The organism is Caproicibacterium argilliputei, assembly GCF_029211325.2.
Classification (GTDB): Bacteria; Bacillota; Clostridia; order Oscillospirales; family Acutalibacteraceae; genus Caproicibacterium; species Caproicibacterium argilliputei.
Genome location: NZ_CP135996.1, coordinates 1,482,982 through 1,498,978, shown reverse-complemented (window position 1 = coordinate 1,498,978; position 15,997 = coordinate 1,482,982). Strand labels below are relative to the sequence as shown.

Sequence of the window (15,997 nt, the reverse complement as noted above, 5' to 3'; positions counted from 1 at the left end):
TTCGTAATAGGATGGTGAGTAACCGTGCGTATTGTATTTATGGGAACGCCCGACTTTGCGGTGCCGTGCCTGCGCGCACTGCTGGACGCTGGGCATGAAGTGTGCGGTGTTTATACGCAGCCGGACAAGCCGAAAGGCAGGGGGTATACGCTGACACCGCCGCCGGTTAAGGTGCTGGCTGCAGCTGCCGACGTTCCCGTGCGGCAGCCGAAGACACTGCGCACACCCGAAGCGGCGCAGGAGTTGCGCCGGCTTCATCCGGATGTCATTGTTGTAGTGGCGTATGGTAAAATTCTTCCAAAAGAGATTCTGGAAATTCCGAAACAAGGCTGCGTCAATGTTCATGCATCTCTGCTGCCGGCATACCGTGGGGCGGCGCCGATTCAGCGGGCGGTTTTAAATGGAGATGCCGAAACAGGCGTGACGACCATGTATATGGCGGAAGGTTTGGATACCGGGGATATCTTGTTACAGAAAAAAACACCGATTGGGGAAAATGAAACTTCTGCGCAGTTGCACGACCGACTCTCCGTACTGGGAGCGGAACTTCTGGTTGAAACGCTCGCACAGTTGGAGACTCTGGTGCCGCAGGCGCAGGGAGAGGCATCAACGCCATACGCAGCAATGCTCGACAAATCCATGAGCCCGATTGACTGGAACCAAACGGCGCAGGAAATCCACAACCAGATTCGTGGGCTTAACCCTTGGCCTGCGGCATCCACAGTTTTTGGCGGGAAACTGCTGAAAATTTATGACAGCAGACTGGTACAGACAGAAACGGGTGACTGTCCCGGAACCGTTTCGCCTGGTTTTGTAGTTTGTTGTGGCGGAAAAACCGCCCTGCAGGTTACGCAGGTGCAGCCTGCAGGTAAAAAGAAAATGGCAGCTTCTGACTTCCTGCGCGGACATTCTCTTTCCGGGAAAATCATACTGCCTTTCTGAAAAGGAGAATTGGACAGATGGGTTTTTATGCTTATGACTACCGGGCGTTTCTCTGGATGCTGCCCGCCATTCTGTTTACAGCTTATGCACAGTATCGGGTACAGTCTGTGTTTCGCCGCTACAGCAGCGTGCACTGTTTGGGTGGTTGCACCGGTGCGCAGGCGGCGCAGCGTGTGGCAGCTTTCGGCGGCGTGTTGAATTTGAAGATTCGCCCGATTGATGGCACGCTGACAGATTACTATGACCCGCGTACCAACTGCATCAGCCTTTCACAGGATGTTTACGGCAGCAATTCTGTCAGTGCGGTCGGGGTTGCTGCACATGAAGCGGGACACAGCATCCAGACTGCAAAAGGATACCTGCCCAATCGGATTCGCACGGCGATTGTGCCGGTTACCCAGTTTGCGTCAAAGCTTTCCTTTCCGATGATTTTTGTGGGTTTGTTGTTGCCAACGCAGTATGACTTCGTTGTTGATTTGGGAATTGTTCTTTTCAGTTTTGCCGTGCTATTTCAGCTTGTCACATTACCGGTGGAATTTAATGCCAGTGCACGCGCGCTGCGAGCGCTGGGTGAAACAGAACTCTTAACGGCAGAGGAATTGTCAAGTGCACGGAAGGTGCTGACAGCCGCGGCTATGACTTATCTGGCGGCAAGTTTCAGCGCATTGCTGCAGCTCTTCCGTCTGCTGCTGATTGCGGGCAGCCGCAGAGGAGAAAACCGATGAGCGCGCGGGAAACCGCGCTGGCGGCTCTTTTGCGTGTGGATGAAAATGAAGGGTACTCCAATCTGGTGCTCGACAAAGCACTGCGGGACAGCAGCTTGGATGACCGGGATCGTGCGTTGGTTACGGCACTGTTTTATGGGGTGCTGGAGCGCCGAATCACATTGGATGCGGCGCTGGAACCGTATCTTGCCAGACGCAAGGAAAAACGGGATCCGGTGGTGTGGGAAATCCTGCGCATGGCGGCCTATCAAATTTATTATATGGATAAAATACCGGATTCCGCAGCGGTAAATGAAGCGGTTACCCTTGCAAAAGCCGCCGGAAAAGGAAAGGCTGCCGGTTTTGTTAACGGCTTGCTGCGCAGCTTGCTGCGGCAGAAAGGAACCGCAGTGTTTCCACCGCAGCGCCAAAACCGTCTGCAGCAGCTTTCTGTGCGGAATTCCTGCCCAGTGTGGATGCTGCAAATGTGGGAAAGTACTTATGGTGAACAGGTAACGCGGGAACTGCTGGAAGTGAGTTTTTGCAGACCGCCGCTTTTTGCGCGGGTTAACTCTCTGCGAACGACAAAGGAAGAACTGATACGGCTTCTTGCGGAAGAGGGTGTTCAGGCTGTTTCGGTTCCTTTCCTTCCAAATGCACTGGAACTGACCAACACAGGAGCGGTTGCGCAGGGCACTTGCTTTCAAAACGGCCTGTTTCATATTCAGGACACGTCGAGTCAGCTTTGCAGTCTGCTTCTGGGTGCAAAGCCGGGCGAAACAGTTTATGATGTCTGTGCGGCGCCCGGTGGAAAAGCCTTTACTGTGGCGGAACAAATGCAGGAACTGGGGCACATCCTTGCCTTCGACCTTTATAAGGGAAAAGTGGGGTTGATTCGCAAGGGCGCGGAACGGCTCGGACTTTCGTGTGTAACCGCCGCGGTGCGGGATGCGCTGCGCGATGAAAAACCGCTGCCGCCTGCTGACCGGATTCTGTGTGATGTGCCCTGTTCCGGACTTGGAATCCTCCGCCGAAAGCCGGAAATCCGCTATAAATCCCGGGAAGCTATTGACAGTTTGCCGGATTTGCAGTACCGTATTCTGTGTAGATCTTCTGCATTGCTGCGCCCCGGCGGAACTATGATTTATTCGACTTGCACGTTAAATCCGGCGGAAAATGGAGAAAATGCACGGCGCTTTTTGCGGGAACACAAAGATTTTGCGGCTTTGCCGCTGAATCTGCCGGCCGGTGTGCGGCGGACGGTTTCAGAACCGGATTATCAGCTAACGCTGTTTCCGCAGACAAACCGAACGGACGGCTTTTTTATCAGCGCTTTCAGGAAGGAAGAATAGTTTGGAACTGCAGGATATTCGTTCATTGACGCTGGCAGAGCTTACACAGATTTTCGTACAGTTGGGACAGCCCGCATATCGGGCAAAACAGGTGTTTTCCTGGCTTCAAAAAAGCGGTGTACAGCAGTTTGAGGAGATGACCAACCTCAGCAAGACGCTTCGCCAGACACTTGCGCAACGGTATTACATAGCGAATGCCGAAATTGCGCAGCGCCTGCTTTCGAAGCTGGACAGTACGCGGAAATATCTGTTTTGCATGGCTGACGGTGAGCTGGTGGAGTCTGTGCTGATGGATTATCACCATGGACGCAGCGTCTGCATTTCCACGCAGGTGGGGTGTCGGATGAACTGTGCGTTTTGTGCAACGGGTCGCAGCGGCTTTTCTCGGAATCTGACGGCAGGAGAAATGCTTGCGCAGGTGCAGGCGGCTCAGCGCGACGGTGGCGTGCGAATTTCCAATATTGTCCTGATGGGGATGGGTGAGCCGCTTGACAACTATCAGAATGTTCTGCGCTTTTTGAAACTGGTTTCTGACCCAAACGGCATGAATATCGGGATGCGGCATATTTCTTTATCCACCTGCGGATTGGTGGAGCAGATCTATGCGCTGGCACAGGAAAAGCTGCAGCTGACACTTTCGGTTTCTCTGCACGCGCCAAATGATGAAATCCGCAGAAAGACCATGCCGGTCAGCAGAAAATTTTCCATGGAAGAACTTTTAAAAGCCTGCAGATACTATGCAGAGGAGACAGGCAGAAGAATTTCTTACGAATATGCGATGATTCAAGGTGTCAATGATGATGATGCCTGTGCGCAGGAACTGGCGGGGCGGCTGGGGGGTACGCTTTGCCATGTCAATTTAATTCCTGTAAACAGCGTGGCCGGAGCAGGGTATAAAAAGAGTTCAGTTGAGCGGCAAAATGCGTTTATACAGATTCTGGAACGCCATGGAATCACCGCAACAGTGCGGCGGACTCTGGGTTCCGATATCAATGCTTCCTGCGGTCAGCTGCGCAGAAGAAAGCAAGAAGAGGTGTCCCACCATGTTTAAAGTATGTCATAAAACGGATATTGGGCTTGTTCGAGAAACCAATCAGGATGCTTGCAAAAGCGGGCTGACCTCCAGTGGAATCGCCTGGGCTGTTGTCTGTGACGGGATGGGCGGCGCAAATGGCGGCAATGTGGCCAGCAGCATTGCTGTGGAAACGATGGTGCGTCAGTACCACAGCTTTTTTGTAAGCGGTCAGCCGCACGATGACAATATTGTGCGGGACTTGATGGTAAATGCCATTTCCAATGCAAACCACGCGGTCTTTGAACGTTCCCGTGCAGAGGAAGAACTGCGCGGTATGGGAACGACGGTCGTTTCCGCCATGGTCTGTGATGGTGTGGCGCATATTGCGCATGCAGGCGACAGCCGCGCGTATTTGATTACGCCGGAAGGCGCACGACAGGTGACCACTGACCATTCCATGGTGCAGGAGCTGGTAGACAGTGGAGATCTGACTGAGCAGGAGGCAAAAGTGCATCCGCAGAAAAATATTATTACGCGGGCATTGGGAATTGAACCTTCTGTTTTGGTTGACTACAATGAAGTCTTTTTTGAAGGACGCAGTCTGCTGGTGCTCTGCACAGACGGTTTGTCCAATTATGTTGAGACCGAGGAACTGTTCGCCTTTTCACAACAGTATGCTGGGCAGGAACTTGCGCAGAAACTGATTGAGCGGGCAAAAGACGGTGGCGGCAGTGATAATATCACAGTCGCTATCATTGAAAACTGACGGTCTGGAGGTGCTTCCTTTTCATGGACAAATATACCGGTAAGCGTTTGGACGGAAGATATGAGATCCACGAACTCGTCGGTGTTGGCGGGATGGCCCTGGTTTACCGCGCGTATGATACACTGGATCAGCGGGTTGTCGCGATTAAAATCCTAAAAGATGAGTATCTGCATAACGCCGAATTTATTCGCCGCTTTAAAAATGAGAGCAAAGCAATTGCACTGCTTTCACATCCCAATATCATTAAAGTTTATGATGTCAGTTTTGGAGATCAGATTCAGTATATTGTAGAGGAATTCATTGACGGCATTACGCTCAAGCAGTATTTGGATCAGCAGGCAGGGGTGGATTGGCACAAAGCGCTGCATTTCACAACAGAAATTCTGCAGGCTTTACAGCATGCCCATGAGCGTGGAATTGTGCACCGTGACATTAAGCCGCAGAATATTATGGTTCTGCCAAACGGACATATTAAAGTTACAGATTTTGGTATTGCACGTTTTGCACGCAGCGAAACGCGAACTATGACGGACAAAGCCATCGGTTCTGTGCATTATATTGCACCGGAACAGGCGCGCGGCGATTTGACTGATGAAAAGGCGGATATCTATTCGGTCGGCGTCATGCTTTATGAAATGACCACCGGACAACTTCCGTTTGAGGCAGAGAATGCAGTTTCTGTTGCCATTATGCAGCTGCAGACTGACCCGTGCCCGCCCCGGCAAATTAATCCGGATCTGCCGGTCGGTCTGGAAGAAATTACGCTGAAAGCAATGCAGAAAGACCCTGTGCAGCGGTACCAGTCTGCCGCCGAAATGCTACGGGACATTGGTTTGTTTCAGCAGAATCCGGGTATCCGCTTTCACTATCAGTATTATTCCGGTGACAATTCCACACGTTACGTCGATCCTGAAACCACGGCGGATTTGAATTCGCCGGAAGGTTACAGTGACGATTACGTTTACACAGAAGACGGGGAGGCGGGGAATCAAGCCGGTACAAAGACCAAAGCCCGCAACAAAGCACCGCTGATTGCTGCCGGTATTGCGGCTGCCTTTGCGGTGGTGGCGCTGATTTTGCTGCTGACGGGGGTGTTTCGTTCACAGAAGCAAGTGACACTGGATAATTTTATTGGCAAAACAATTGCTGCTGTAGAAGCGAATAATCCGAACAACTTCCAGTTTGAGATCAAATATGTTACGGACAGTACAAAAGATACCGGCTTGATTACCGCACAGGATCCGGCAGCCGGCACTTCCGTTGCCGCCGGTTCCAAGGTCACCCTGACGGTTGTCAAGAGTGTGGATGCAACCACGGTACCGGACGTTACGAATCAGACGAAAACCGCAGCGGAGCAAACCTTACGGGAAAGCGGACTGGTTGCGGTATTTCAGGAACAGTCCAGCGATACCATTGAAGAAGGCAAGGCAGTTTCTACAGATCCGTCGGCAGGCACTTCTATCGAAAAAGGAAAGAATGTGACGGTATATATCAGTACCGGTCCCGGGGAACTTTCCATTCCGAACGTAACCGGACAGACGCTGGATCAAGCAACGGCAGTGCTGACCAATGCGGGCTTTAAAGTCAACGCAAGCGTGCAGGACAATACGGGAAAAGAAGCCAATTACGTCGTGGGAACCACGCCGGAAGCGGGCTCTTCCGCCAAAAAAGGCGACACGGTTACGATCCTTTACAGTTCCGGAAAAAATGAAAAGGAAATTAAAGTTGTTGTACAGTTGCCCGCGAATGTCAACCACAGTATGGTGCTCTCCTATTACCTCGATGGAGAAAAGAAAGGCGACGCAGTTGTTAATCCGGCAGCCAACAATACTTGGACCGGACAGTTTAAAGATACGGAGGGTGTTAAGGAACTGCTTGTGGAACTGGACGGACAAAATTATGTGAAATACAAGTTGGACTTTACTACCGGAAATTGGGTCGTTTCCTGGCAGGGAACGTACAAAGATGCGCAGGCATCTTCACAGAACAGTACTGCGGCTTCCAGTCAACCGCAGCAGTCTGTTCCTGCCAGTCCGCCGGCAACTTCCTCTACTGCAGAACCTTCGGCATCCACATCAGCCTCTGCGCCCACGGAGGAATCGTGATGGGGCAGTGCACCGGAACAATTTTGAAGAGTTTGAGTGGTTTCTACAATGTGGAGACAGACGGCGGTATCGTGGAATGTCGTGCTTGCGGTCGTTTCCGAAAAACCGGTGAAAAGCCGGTGGTTGGGGATCGGGTCAATCTGCGGCTGGAAGCGGATACGGGATATATTGAAGAATTAAAACCGCGCAGGAATCAACTGGTCAGACCACCGGTGGCAAATATTGATCAGCTGCTCATTGTGGTATCTGTCTGTAATCCGGTGCCCAGCACCTTGATACTGGATAAACTGATTGCTGCAGCAGAGCAGCAACGGATTGAACCGATTATTGTGGTTTCTAAAACAGACTTGGAGGATGGAAGCTGGCTGAGGGAACTTTATGATTCTGCCGGCTTTTCTTGCTTTGCTGTTTCAGTTGTGACAGGCAGCGGCGTAGAAGAAATCCGACCGCTGCTGAAAAACAAGGTGACGGTTTTTACCGGCAATACCGGCGCCGGAAAATCTTCTCTTCTAAATGCACTTTACCCGAACCTTGCACTGCCAACTGGCGAAATCAGCCACAAGTTAGGGCGTGGCAGGCACACCACACGGCAGGTAGATCTGCTGCATCTGCCGGAAGGCGGCTTTGCGGCTGACACGCCGGGCTTTTCTTCCGTGAGTACTGACCGGTATATGCATTTAGAAAAGGAACAGCTGCAGAATTGCTTTCGCGAGTTTGCGCCGTATCTTGGCCAGTGCCAATTTCAAGGCTGCTCGCATACCTGCGAAAAAGGCTGTGCGGTGCTTGCAGCGGTGGAAGCCGGGAAGATTGCACATTCGCGGCACGAAAGCTATTGCACGATGTACCAGGAAATTAAAGGGATAAAGGAATGGGATAAGAAATGAATCAGTGCCTCATCATCGGCTCTGCGCCGGTTGAAGATTTGTCCGTGTTTCGGGATTATGATGTCAGCGAATCCTTTGTCATCTGTGCCGACGGCGGATTGGATACGGCTCTTGCGGCAAAAATCAAGCCGAATCTGGTTATCGGCGATTTCGATTCCGCAAAAGCAAAACCGCCGGCCAATGTGGAAACGGTTCGCCTGATGCGGGAAAAAGATGATACCGATATGTTCTCTGCTGTCAAGGAAGGTATGCACCGCGGGTACAAAAACTTTGTCTTGTTCGGTGCGCTGGGAGGGCGGTTCGACCACTCCTATGCAAACCTCTGTGTTCTGCAGTATATCAGCAAGCTTGGCGGCCATGGTGTGATTGTGACCAAAGACGAAAAGCTGTTTTTTATGCCGGGGGGGCGGCTGCATTTGCGTGATATGAAGGGTGCTACCGCATCCGTCTATCCGTTTGGTGCACCGAATGCGACAGTATCCTATACGGGCATGAAATATCCGCTGACAGAGGAAGTTATGACTTCGGACAATCCAATCGGTACCAGCAATGTGATTGAAAGTGATGATGCAACCATTACGGTGCTTGGCGGAAATGTTGCCATCTATGTTTTGACATCGGAAAAATAATTTATGCACAGAATTTTCCTATTCCGTATATACTGGGGTATCAACCAGTAAAGGCGGTGAGCCAATGCGCGGACGTTTTCAGCAATGTATGCGGGGGCGGGGCGTACCCTGCGCAGTTGCGTTTGGGGTGGGGCTGGCGCTTTCCAGTTTCTGCCCGGTGGGACTGATTCTATTCATTGTCGCGGTTCTGCTGGTGTGTCTGGGCGTGTCGCTCATCCGGCACTGAGCGTAATGGAGGGATTTTCTGTGAAAATTGTAGTGGTACACAGCCCTAAAATCATCGGCTTTTTCCTTCGCAAGTTTTTTCATATTCACAAAGAACCAGTTGAATCTCAGCACTAAGTGTATGCTTGGGACTTGAAAATCAAAAAGGAACAGGGAGCACCCCTTTATGCGTGTGCTCCCTGTTCCTTTTTGTGTATGTGGAAAACCCAAAACAAAGCTGCCGTGCAATCATAATCTGTGATGTGCAGGAATATGATGTCTATGAGAAATAAAAAAAGGAGAGATCATGAATATGCTTAATCGTGAGGTGCTTTCCGCGAATGAGGCCGTTTATGATGGTTGTCAGGAACAGCCGATCGACCTGGACATCAGCCTGCCGGATTACTGCCCGGATATACAGCGTATTTTGAAGTGCCAGGTGCTTCCAAGCATCAGTTCCCGCAGCGTATCCGGGGACCGTCTGGAAGTAGAAGGTACCTGCACTGTCAGAATCTATTATCTGGATGCCGGCGGAACAAACGTGCACTGCTATGAAACCGAGAGTCCCTATCTGGCTGCCGCAACACTGAAGCAGCCAGTGGAGCAGCCGCGCATTTACACCAGTACCCGGGTGGAGTATGTCAACTGCCGCTCAACCAGCCCGCGCAGACTGGATATTCACGGCGCTTTTTCAGTATGCGCGCGTGTCTGTGGAAAAATGGATATGGAGTTTGTATCTTCTGCAGAGGATGATAGTATGGAGCAGCTTCCCAGTGAGTACCGCTGCAACTTTTGCACCGGCTTTTCCCAGCAACCGTTTACAGTGGAAGATACGCTGGAGCTTTCTCCGGGAAAGCTTCCAGCAGAGACAGTGCTACGCACGGATGCCTGTGCCGTTTTGAAAACGGCCGAGCCTATGCAAGGGCAGGTTATGGCAGCAGGTGAGGTGCGGCTGCATATTTTGTATGCTTCCGGTGAAGAAAATGCGGAACCGGAAAGCATGGAGTACGTCATGCCGTTCACCCAACTTCTGGACTGTGATGGAGTGACAGAAGATAGTACCTGCCGCGTGCAGATGGCGGTTTCCAGAATTGAGATTCAAATCCGTGCCGATTATACAGGGGAGTCCTCTGCATTTGAAACCCACATTCATCTGCTTTCTTCTGTGAGCAATTTTCAGCCCAAAGTGCTGTCGGCATTGTCTGATGTCTATTCCCGCACTTGTGAACTGAATGTCACACGGAAGCAGAAAATGCTGGAAAGCCTTTCCGAAATCGTCAGCGATACCTGTTCGCATCGCTTTTCTGTGCAGTGCGATAATGGTTTGACTAAGATTTTAGACTTGTGGAGTGAACCATGCACAGTGACAGCCGCAGTGGACAACGGACAGCTTCAGTTCAGTGGAAAACTCAGCATCTGTGTGTTGGCGCTAAACCAAGAAGGCGTACCATTTTACTTTGAACGAACCTCGGAATTTTCCTGTTCCAAGCCGATTGAAACAAAATACGAAACCCGATGCACCGCAGAGGGAACCATACTGAGCCTCAGCTATCGGCTGACCGGCGGTGAAATTGAGCTGAAAGCGGAAATCATGCTGACGGCAGAAGTTTATGAGTTACAAACAGTGAAGTTCATTACGGATATCGAAGAAGATATTGCCCGCCCGAAGGAAAAGGATACTGCTGCGCTCTGCATTTATTTTGCGGATGCGGGAGAAAAGCTGTGGGACATTGCCTGCCGGTACTGCACGAGTGTCCGCGCTATTCGGGAAGAAAACGGGCTGACCGGCGATGCTGTGGAAAGCCGCGGAATGCTGCTGATTCCGATGTAAATCCATGTCCCGTAGTTTAGAGGCTGAAAAAACGCAAATCCAGAACGCAGGAGGGAACAAAATGGAAGAACACACGATCTATCGGGATATCGCGGAGCGGACGAACGGCGATATTTACATCGGCGTTGTCGGTCCTGTGCGTACCGGTAAATCCACCTTTATCAAAAAATTCATGGACACCATTGTGATTCCGAACATTGACGAGGAATCCAGAAAAGATCGCGCGGTGGATGAGCTGCCGCAATCTGCCGCCGGTCGCACCATTATGACCACCGAACCGAAGTTCATCCCGGAGCAGGCAGTGAAAGTCAATATTGATGACAGTGCCTCCTTTTCGGTTCGCATGATTGACTGTGTCGGCTATATCGTTCCGAGCGCGCTTGGTTATATTGAAGGAGAAAATCCGCGCATGGTGATGACACCGTGGTTTGATGACCCGGTACCCTTTAACATGGCGGCAGAAATCGGCACCAAAAAAGTGATTACAGAACACTCTACGATTGGGTTGGTGGTAACCACCGACGGCACCATCAGCGACATTGCGCGTGAGGAATATGAAGATGCGGAAGAACGCGTCATTGCGGAGCTTAAAGAAATTCACAAGCCGTTTGTGGTGCTGCTGAATTCTGTGGAACCGACTGCAGCATCCGCTGTACAGCTTTCGCAGCAGCTTGAAGCGAAATACGAGGTGCCGGTGCTGCCGGTAAACTGTCTGGAACTGGGTGAAACAGAAATCCGGGGCATTCTCTCCAAAGTCCTGTTTGAGTTCCCAGTGCAGGAAATCAAGGTCGATATGCCGCACTGGGTTTCATCCCTCGAGAAAGAACACTGGCTGCGCGCGGCTATCTATGATTCTATTCAGCAGAATGCGGAAAATATTACCTGCATTCGGGAGATTAACAGCATGATGCAGCAGGTTTCCACCTGTGAATATGTGCGGAATGCTTCTGTTTCCAACATTGAATTGGGAACCGGGAAAGCACGGGTCAAGGTTCATTTGGAGCAGTCCCTGTTTTATAAAGTTCTTGGGGAAAAGACCGGGCTGTCTTTGGAAACAGAAGAAGACTTGCTGGATAGTATGCTGCATTTCGCCTCCATGCAGAAAGAGTATAACAAAATTCAGGAAGCATATCACAATGTGCTGGAAACCGGTTATGGCATTGTCATGCCGGAGATTGACGAATTAACGCTGGAGGAACCGCGGATTGTCAGGCAGGGTGGAAAGTATGGGATTCGCCTCAAGGCAAACGCCCCGTCTATCCATATGATGAAAACGCAGATTACAACGGAAATTACACCGATTGTCGGTTCTGAAGCGCAAAGCGAGGAACTGGTGTCCTATATGCTCAAGGAAATCGAGGAAAGTCCCGCAAAAATCTGGGAGTCCAATATTTTTGGGAAGAGTCTGCATGAACTTGTCAACGAGGGTATGCACAACAAACTTTACCGGATGCCGCAGGACGCCCGGGAAAAGGTGCGGGAAACTATTGAACGGATTATCAATGACGGATGCAATGGTTTGATTTGCATTATTCTTTAAGGAATTTTCGTATTTTTCTGTACATACAGCGGGTGTGTGGCATTTTTTTGCCAAACACCCGATTTTTCTTGCATTTACGGAACAGAATCGATATAATAAAAATACTGTGAAAAGCAGAATCCCTGCATCGGGACACAGATGTATTTTTTAGTGAGGAAGTGTAATCATGTTTCAAATCGTAGAAAAACGCAAGTTAAACGATTCGATGACACTGATGACTGTGAACGCTCCGTTTATTGCGAAAAAAGCAAAAGCAGGGCAGTTCATCATTCTCCGTGTTGACGAGTTCGGCGAGCGTATCCCGCTGACAGTTGCGGATTATGACAGGAATGCGGGTACAGTTACGATTATTTATCAAATCGTTGGTCAGACAACGATGAAGCTTGATCAGCTCAATGTCGGTGACGCTATCCTTGACTTTATTGGGCCGCTCGGAAAAGCCAGCGAACTGGAAGGTCATAAGCGAGCTGCTGTCATTGGCGGAGGTGCAGGCTGCGCCATCGCGTGGCCGCAGGCCAAGGCACTGCATCAGATGGGCGCGAAGGTGGATATGATTGCTGGCTTCCGCAACAAAGACATCATTATCTTGGAAGATGAAATGCGCGCTGACAGTGATAATCTGTATCTGATGACGGATGACGGCAGCAATGGACACAAGGGCTTTGTAACCAGTGCACTGGAGGAGAATATTCAGAACGGCGCCGATTACGACTTGGTAGTTGCTATTGGCCCTCTCGTGATGATGCGTGCGGTTGTCGGTGTGACAAAGCCAAAGAATATTAAAACCATCATCAGCATGAATCCCATCATGATTGACGGTACGGGTATGTGCGGCGGCTGTCGCCTGACTGTTGGCGGCAAAACAAAATTTGCCTGCGTGGATGGCCCGGACTTTGATGGCTTTGAAGTCGATTTCGATGAAGCCATCAAGCGCGGTCGCACCTACTTTGACAAAGAACGTGCTGCTGCCAGAGAGGAAAACTGCAGACTGATGGAGGGTGCAAAAAATGCCTAATATGCAAATGGAAAAGACCCCGATTCCGGAGCAGAAACCGGAAGTGCGGCGTCATAATTTTGAGGAAGTTTCTCAGGGTTACACGGAAGAAATGGCGCGCAACGAGGCACAGCGCTGTTTGAACTGCAAAAACAAGCCCTGCGTTTCCGGCTGTCCGGTCGGCGTGCATATTCCGGACTTTATCGCGCACGTGGTAAAGGGTGAGTATGAAGAGGCGTTTCAGACGATTAAGCTGACGAACTCTTTGCCTGCGGTCTGCGGTCGTGTATGTCCGCAGGAAAGCCAGTGTGAAAGCAAGTGTGTGCGCGGCATCAAGGGCGAGCCGGTCGGCATTGGTCGACTGGAGCGCTTTGTTGCGGACTGGCATATGCAGCACGGCAGTGACAAAGCACAGAAGGTACCGTCTAACGGCCACAAAGTGGCAGTGATCGGCGCTGGCCCGGCTGGTCTGACCTGCGCGGGTGATTTGGCGGCGAAGGGCTATCAGGTGACGGTCTTTGAGGCTCTGCACGTTGCTGGCGGTGTGCTGATGTACGGAATCCCGCAGTTCCGCCTGCCAAAGGAAATCGTTCAGAAAGAAATTGACGCGCTGAAAGAAAAGGGCGTTGAAATCAATACGGATATGGTTATCGGCAAAGTGCTGGAAATCGACGAACTGTTTGACATGGGCTATGAGGCGATGTTTGTCGGCACCGGCGCCGGACTGCCGAACTTTATGAATATTCCCGGTGAGGATTTGGTCGGTACGTATTCTGCCAATGAGTTTTTGACACGCGTGAATTTGATGAAGGCGTACAAGCCTGAGTATGACACGCCGATTCTGGACGTGAAGCGTGTGGCGGTGGTCGGCGGCGGCAACGTTGCAATGGATGCCGCACGCACTGCGCTGCGTTTGGGTGCAGAGGAAGTACACATCATTTACCGCCGTGCGGAAGAGCAGATGCCGGCTCGTAAGGAAGAAGTGCACCATGCAAAAGAAGAGGGTGTCATTTTTGACTTCCTGACCAGCCCGGTGCAGATTCTTGGGGACGAAAACGGCCGCGTAAGTGAAGTTGAGTGTGTGAAGATGGAACTTGGCGAACCAGATGCTTCTGGTCGCCGCCGCCCGGTTGAGATTCCGGACAGCAAGTTCAAAACGTCTGTCGACTGTGTGGTGATGGCAATCGGCAACAGCCCGAATCCACTCATCCGTTCCACCACAAAAGGGTTGGAAGCCAACCGCAAGGGTTGCATCGTGGTGGATGAAGAAACCATGAAGACTACCCGTGAGGGCGTGTATGCCGCCGGTGATGCTGTTTCCGGCGCCGCAACGGTTATTTTGGCGATGGGCGGCGGCAAAGCAGCCGCAAAGTCGATTGACGAATACATTCAGGGCAAAGTAAAGTAAGAAAACTCTAACAGAGCCTGCTGCTTTTGCGGTAGGCTCTGTTTTGTTCTGATTCTTTCTGCCGTTTCATAGAATGCAGTAAGAACAGAGCGGGAGGGACTTTACAATGCATGAAGAAAAAAAGATTCTCTGGACCGCACGGTTGGCCGTCTGCGCGGTGATTCTGGTGGCGGGACTTGTACTCCGTTTCGCGGTGGGCGGGCAGGTGTATGTGGAGGGAAGGAGTTGGTACTTTCAGCAAGTACAGAATTCCGTGCAGCCAAATCTTTCTCTCCAAAACATTCAGAAACAATGCCGCGATTTTCTTTCCTCCGGTGCTTCCTTAGTTTCTCCGCAGATGGGGCAAAACAGTGCGCCATCTGCGGTCAGCGGCGCGCAGTCGGGCAAAAGCAGTTCACAGGCACCGGCATCCATGGTCAGTGGTGCCGCTGCTTTGCAGTCAGCGCCATGATTCTGTCAGTAGGGAGATGCACCGTGCAGGCGACGGTGCCGTTCTTTGCACTGCTTGCTTTTCTGCTTTTAGCAGACAGGTCGGGTGCGGCGGTATGCGGACTGGCCGCCGCTGCTTTTCATGAGGGCGGCCATCTGTTGGCAATGGCAGGGTGTGGGTGCCCGCCAAAGCGCATTCGCTTCACCGCTTTCGGTGCGGAAATTCAAACGGGAAATGGAGCGGATTCTTACGGGCAGGATGCCCTGATTGCAGCAGCCGGGCCGGCTGCAAACTTTGTGTTATGGATTGGCGCAGTCTATTGGGCTGCGTGCTTCGGTGTTTCGCTGCCTGTGCGGCTGTTTGGCTTGTCCAATGCACTGCTTGCCGTTTTTAATTTGCTTCCGGTGGAACCGCTGGACGGCGGACAGGCGCTTTTCAGCCTTTTAAGCGTTTTCCTAAAAAGAGAACAGGCACGCCGAATCATCCGGCTGATTTCTTTTTTTACGTTGGTTCCGGTTGCAGCGCTTGGCTTTTTGATTTTGTTCCGCTCCCGCTGGAATCTTACGCTCTTACTGGCGGCCTTGTATCTGCTGTTTTTGCTTCTTATGAAAAAAGACCGGTATTTATAAAGTACAGTTTAGAACCTGCAAAAAATGCTTGCACCTGTCAAAAGGTTGTGCTATAATGAAAAAGCATTTGAAATCCGCCGCTCCAGGTGGGAATCAATGCCTCTACACGACATTGAACAGGGCAGTCCTCTGTATGTATGAATGCCCGAAAAACAGGAGGAAAAACATGGACGCATTAAAACTCATTGCACAGGATTCCATCAAAGAAGAAAAGCCACAGCTGGAAGTTGGCGATACCGTTAAGGTCAGCGTGAATATCCGCGAAGGTGACCGTGAGAGAATTCAGATGTTCGAGGGCACTGTGATTGCACGTCGCAGCTCCGGCGTTAGCGAAACTTTCACCGTTCGCCGCGTTTCTTATGGCGTTGGCGTGGAGCGTGTTTTCCCGTTCCATTCCCCGAATGTGAAGAAAGTGGAAGTTGTTCGCAAAGGTCATGTACGGCGCGCAAAGCTTTACTTCCTGCGTGATCGTGTTGGTAAGGCGGCAAAACTTCGCGAAGTTATTAAGTGAACTTCGATTTATAAAGATGCGGAAAGGGACATATGATGTGTCCCTTTTTTGCT

General features: G+C 51.1%; 16 protein-coding genes. All 16 read left to right on the top strand.

From position 1 onward, the window contains the following. Window positions 1–24: 24 nt before the first annotated feature. The 16 genes from fmt (at window position 25) to rplS (ending at window position 15,944) form a co-directional block, all read left to right on the top strand. Complete coding sequence (fmt, locus tag PXC00_RS07290; protein ID WP_275845017.1) at window positions 25–942, top strand: methionyl-tRNA formyltransferase; 918 nt, start codon at window positions 25–27, stop codon at window positions 940–942. Between the two features lie 17 nt (window positions 943–959). After that, window positions 960–1,667 carry a zinc metallopeptidase gene (locus PXC00_RS07285; RefSeq protein WP_275845018.1) on the top strand — a complete coding sequence of 236 codons (708 nt, stop codon included), beginning with the start codon at window positions 960–962 and terminating at the stop codon, window positions 1,665–1,667. Beyond that, entirely contained in the window at window positions 1,664–2,998 is a 1,335-nt protein-coding gene (gene rsmB, locus PXC00_RS07280) for a 16S rRNA (cytosine(967)-C(5))-methyltransferase RsmB (RefSeq protein WP_275845019.1), read from the top strand. The genes PXC00_RS07285 and rsmB overlap by 4 nt, the downstream gene beginning before the upstream one ends. A gap of 1 nt (window position 2,999) precedes the next feature. Next, window positions 3,000–4,049: a 23S rRNA (adenine(2503)-C(2))-methyltransferase RlmN gene (gene rlmN / locus PXC00_RS07275; RefSeq protein ID WP_275845020.1), complete on the top strand. Its 1,050-nt coding sequence runs from the start codon at window positions 3,000–3,002 to the stop codon at window positions 4,047–4,049. Then, on the top strand, window positions 4,042–4,779 hold the full coding sequence (locus tag PXC00_RS07270; protein ID WP_275845021.1) for a Stp1/IreP family PP2C-type Ser/Thr phosphatase: 738 nt from the start codon (window positions 4,042–4,044) through the stop codon (window positions 4,777–4,779). Before rlmN ends, PXC00_RS07270 begins: the two co-directional genes overlap by 8 nt. A gap of 23 nt (window positions 4,780–4,802) precedes the next feature. After that, complete coding sequence (pknB, locus tag PXC00_RS07265) at window positions 4,803–6,884, top strand: Stk1 family PASTA domain-containing Ser/Thr kinase (protein WP_275845022.1); 2,082 nt, start codon at window positions 4,803–4,805, stop codon at window positions 6,882–6,884. After that, window positions 6,884–7,768, top strand: a complete 885-nt coding sequence (gene rsgA, locus PXC00_RS07260; RefSeq protein ID WP_275845023.1) for a ribosome small subunit-dependent GTPase A — start codon at window positions 6,884–6,886, stop codon at window positions 7,766–7,768. Before pknB ends, rsgA begins: the two co-directional genes overlap by 1 nt. Further along, the gene (locus PXC00_RS07255) at window positions 7,765–8,397 is read left to right on the top strand and encodes a thiamine diphosphokinase (RefSeq protein ID WP_275845024.1); all 633 of its coding nucleotides are present in this window, start codon (window positions 7,765–7,767) and stop codon (window positions 8,395–8,397) included. The genes rsgA and PXC00_RS07255 overlap by 4 nt, the downstream gene beginning before the upstream one ends. Before the next feature lie 64 nt (window positions 8,398–8,461). Continuing rightward, complete coding sequence (locus PXC00_RS07250; RefSeq protein WP_275845025.1) at window positions 8,462–8,623, top strand: hypothetical protein; 162 nt, start codon at window positions 8,462–8,464, stop codon at window positions 8,621–8,623. 291 nt (window positions 8,624–8,914) lie between these two features. Then, window positions 8,915–10,432, top strand: a complete 1,518-nt coding sequence (locus PXC00_RS07245) for a DUF3794 and LysM peptidoglycan-binding domain-containing protein (RefSeq protein WP_275845026.1) — start codon at window positions 8,915–8,917, stop codon at window positions 10,430–10,432. A gap of 61 nt (window positions 10,433–10,493) precedes the next feature. Then, window positions 10,494–11,972: a stage IV sporulation protein A gene (spoIVA, locus tag PXC00_RS07240; RefSeq protein WP_275845027.1), complete on the top strand. Its 1,479-nt coding sequence runs from the start codon at window positions 10,494–10,496 to the stop codon at window positions 11,970–11,972. A gap of 166 nt (window positions 11,973–12,138) precedes the next feature. Beyond that, window positions 12,139–12,987 carry a sulfide/dihydroorotate dehydrogenase-like FAD/NAD-binding protein gene (locus PXC00_RS07235; RefSeq protein WP_275845028.1) on the top strand — a complete coding sequence of 283 codons (849 nt, stop codon included), beginning with the start codon at window positions 12,139–12,141 and terminating at the stop codon, window positions 12,985–12,987. Then, on the top strand, window positions 12,980–14,374 hold the full coding sequence (gene gltA / locus PXC00_RS07230) for an NADPH-dependent glutamate synthase (RefSeq protein ID WP_275845029.1): 1,395 nt from the start codon (window positions 12,980–12,982) through the stop codon (window positions 14,372–14,374). Before PXC00_RS07235 ends, gltA begins: the two co-directional genes overlap by 8 nt. Window positions 14,375–14,480: 106 nt before the next feature. Continuing rightward, complete coding sequence (locus PXC00_RS07225) at window positions 14,481–14,825, top strand: single stranded DNA-binding domain-containing protein (RefSeq protein ID WP_275845030.1); 345 nt, start codon at window positions 14,481–14,483, stop codon at window positions 14,823–14,825. Continuing rightward, entirely contained in the window at window positions 14,822–15,433 is a 612-nt protein-coding gene (locus PXC00_RS07220) for a site-2 protease family protein (RefSeq protein WP_275845031.1), read from the top strand. The genes PXC00_RS07225 and PXC00_RS07220 overlap by 4 nt, the downstream gene beginning before the upstream one ends. Before the next feature lie 166 nt (window positions 15,434–15,599). Further along, a complete protein-coding gene (rplS, locus tag PXC00_RS07215; RefSeq protein ID WP_275845032.1) occupies window positions 15,600–15,944 on the top strand; it encodes a 50S ribosomal protein L19 in 345 nt (114 codons plus the stop codon). Window positions 15,945–15,997 lie beyond the last annotated feature (53 nt).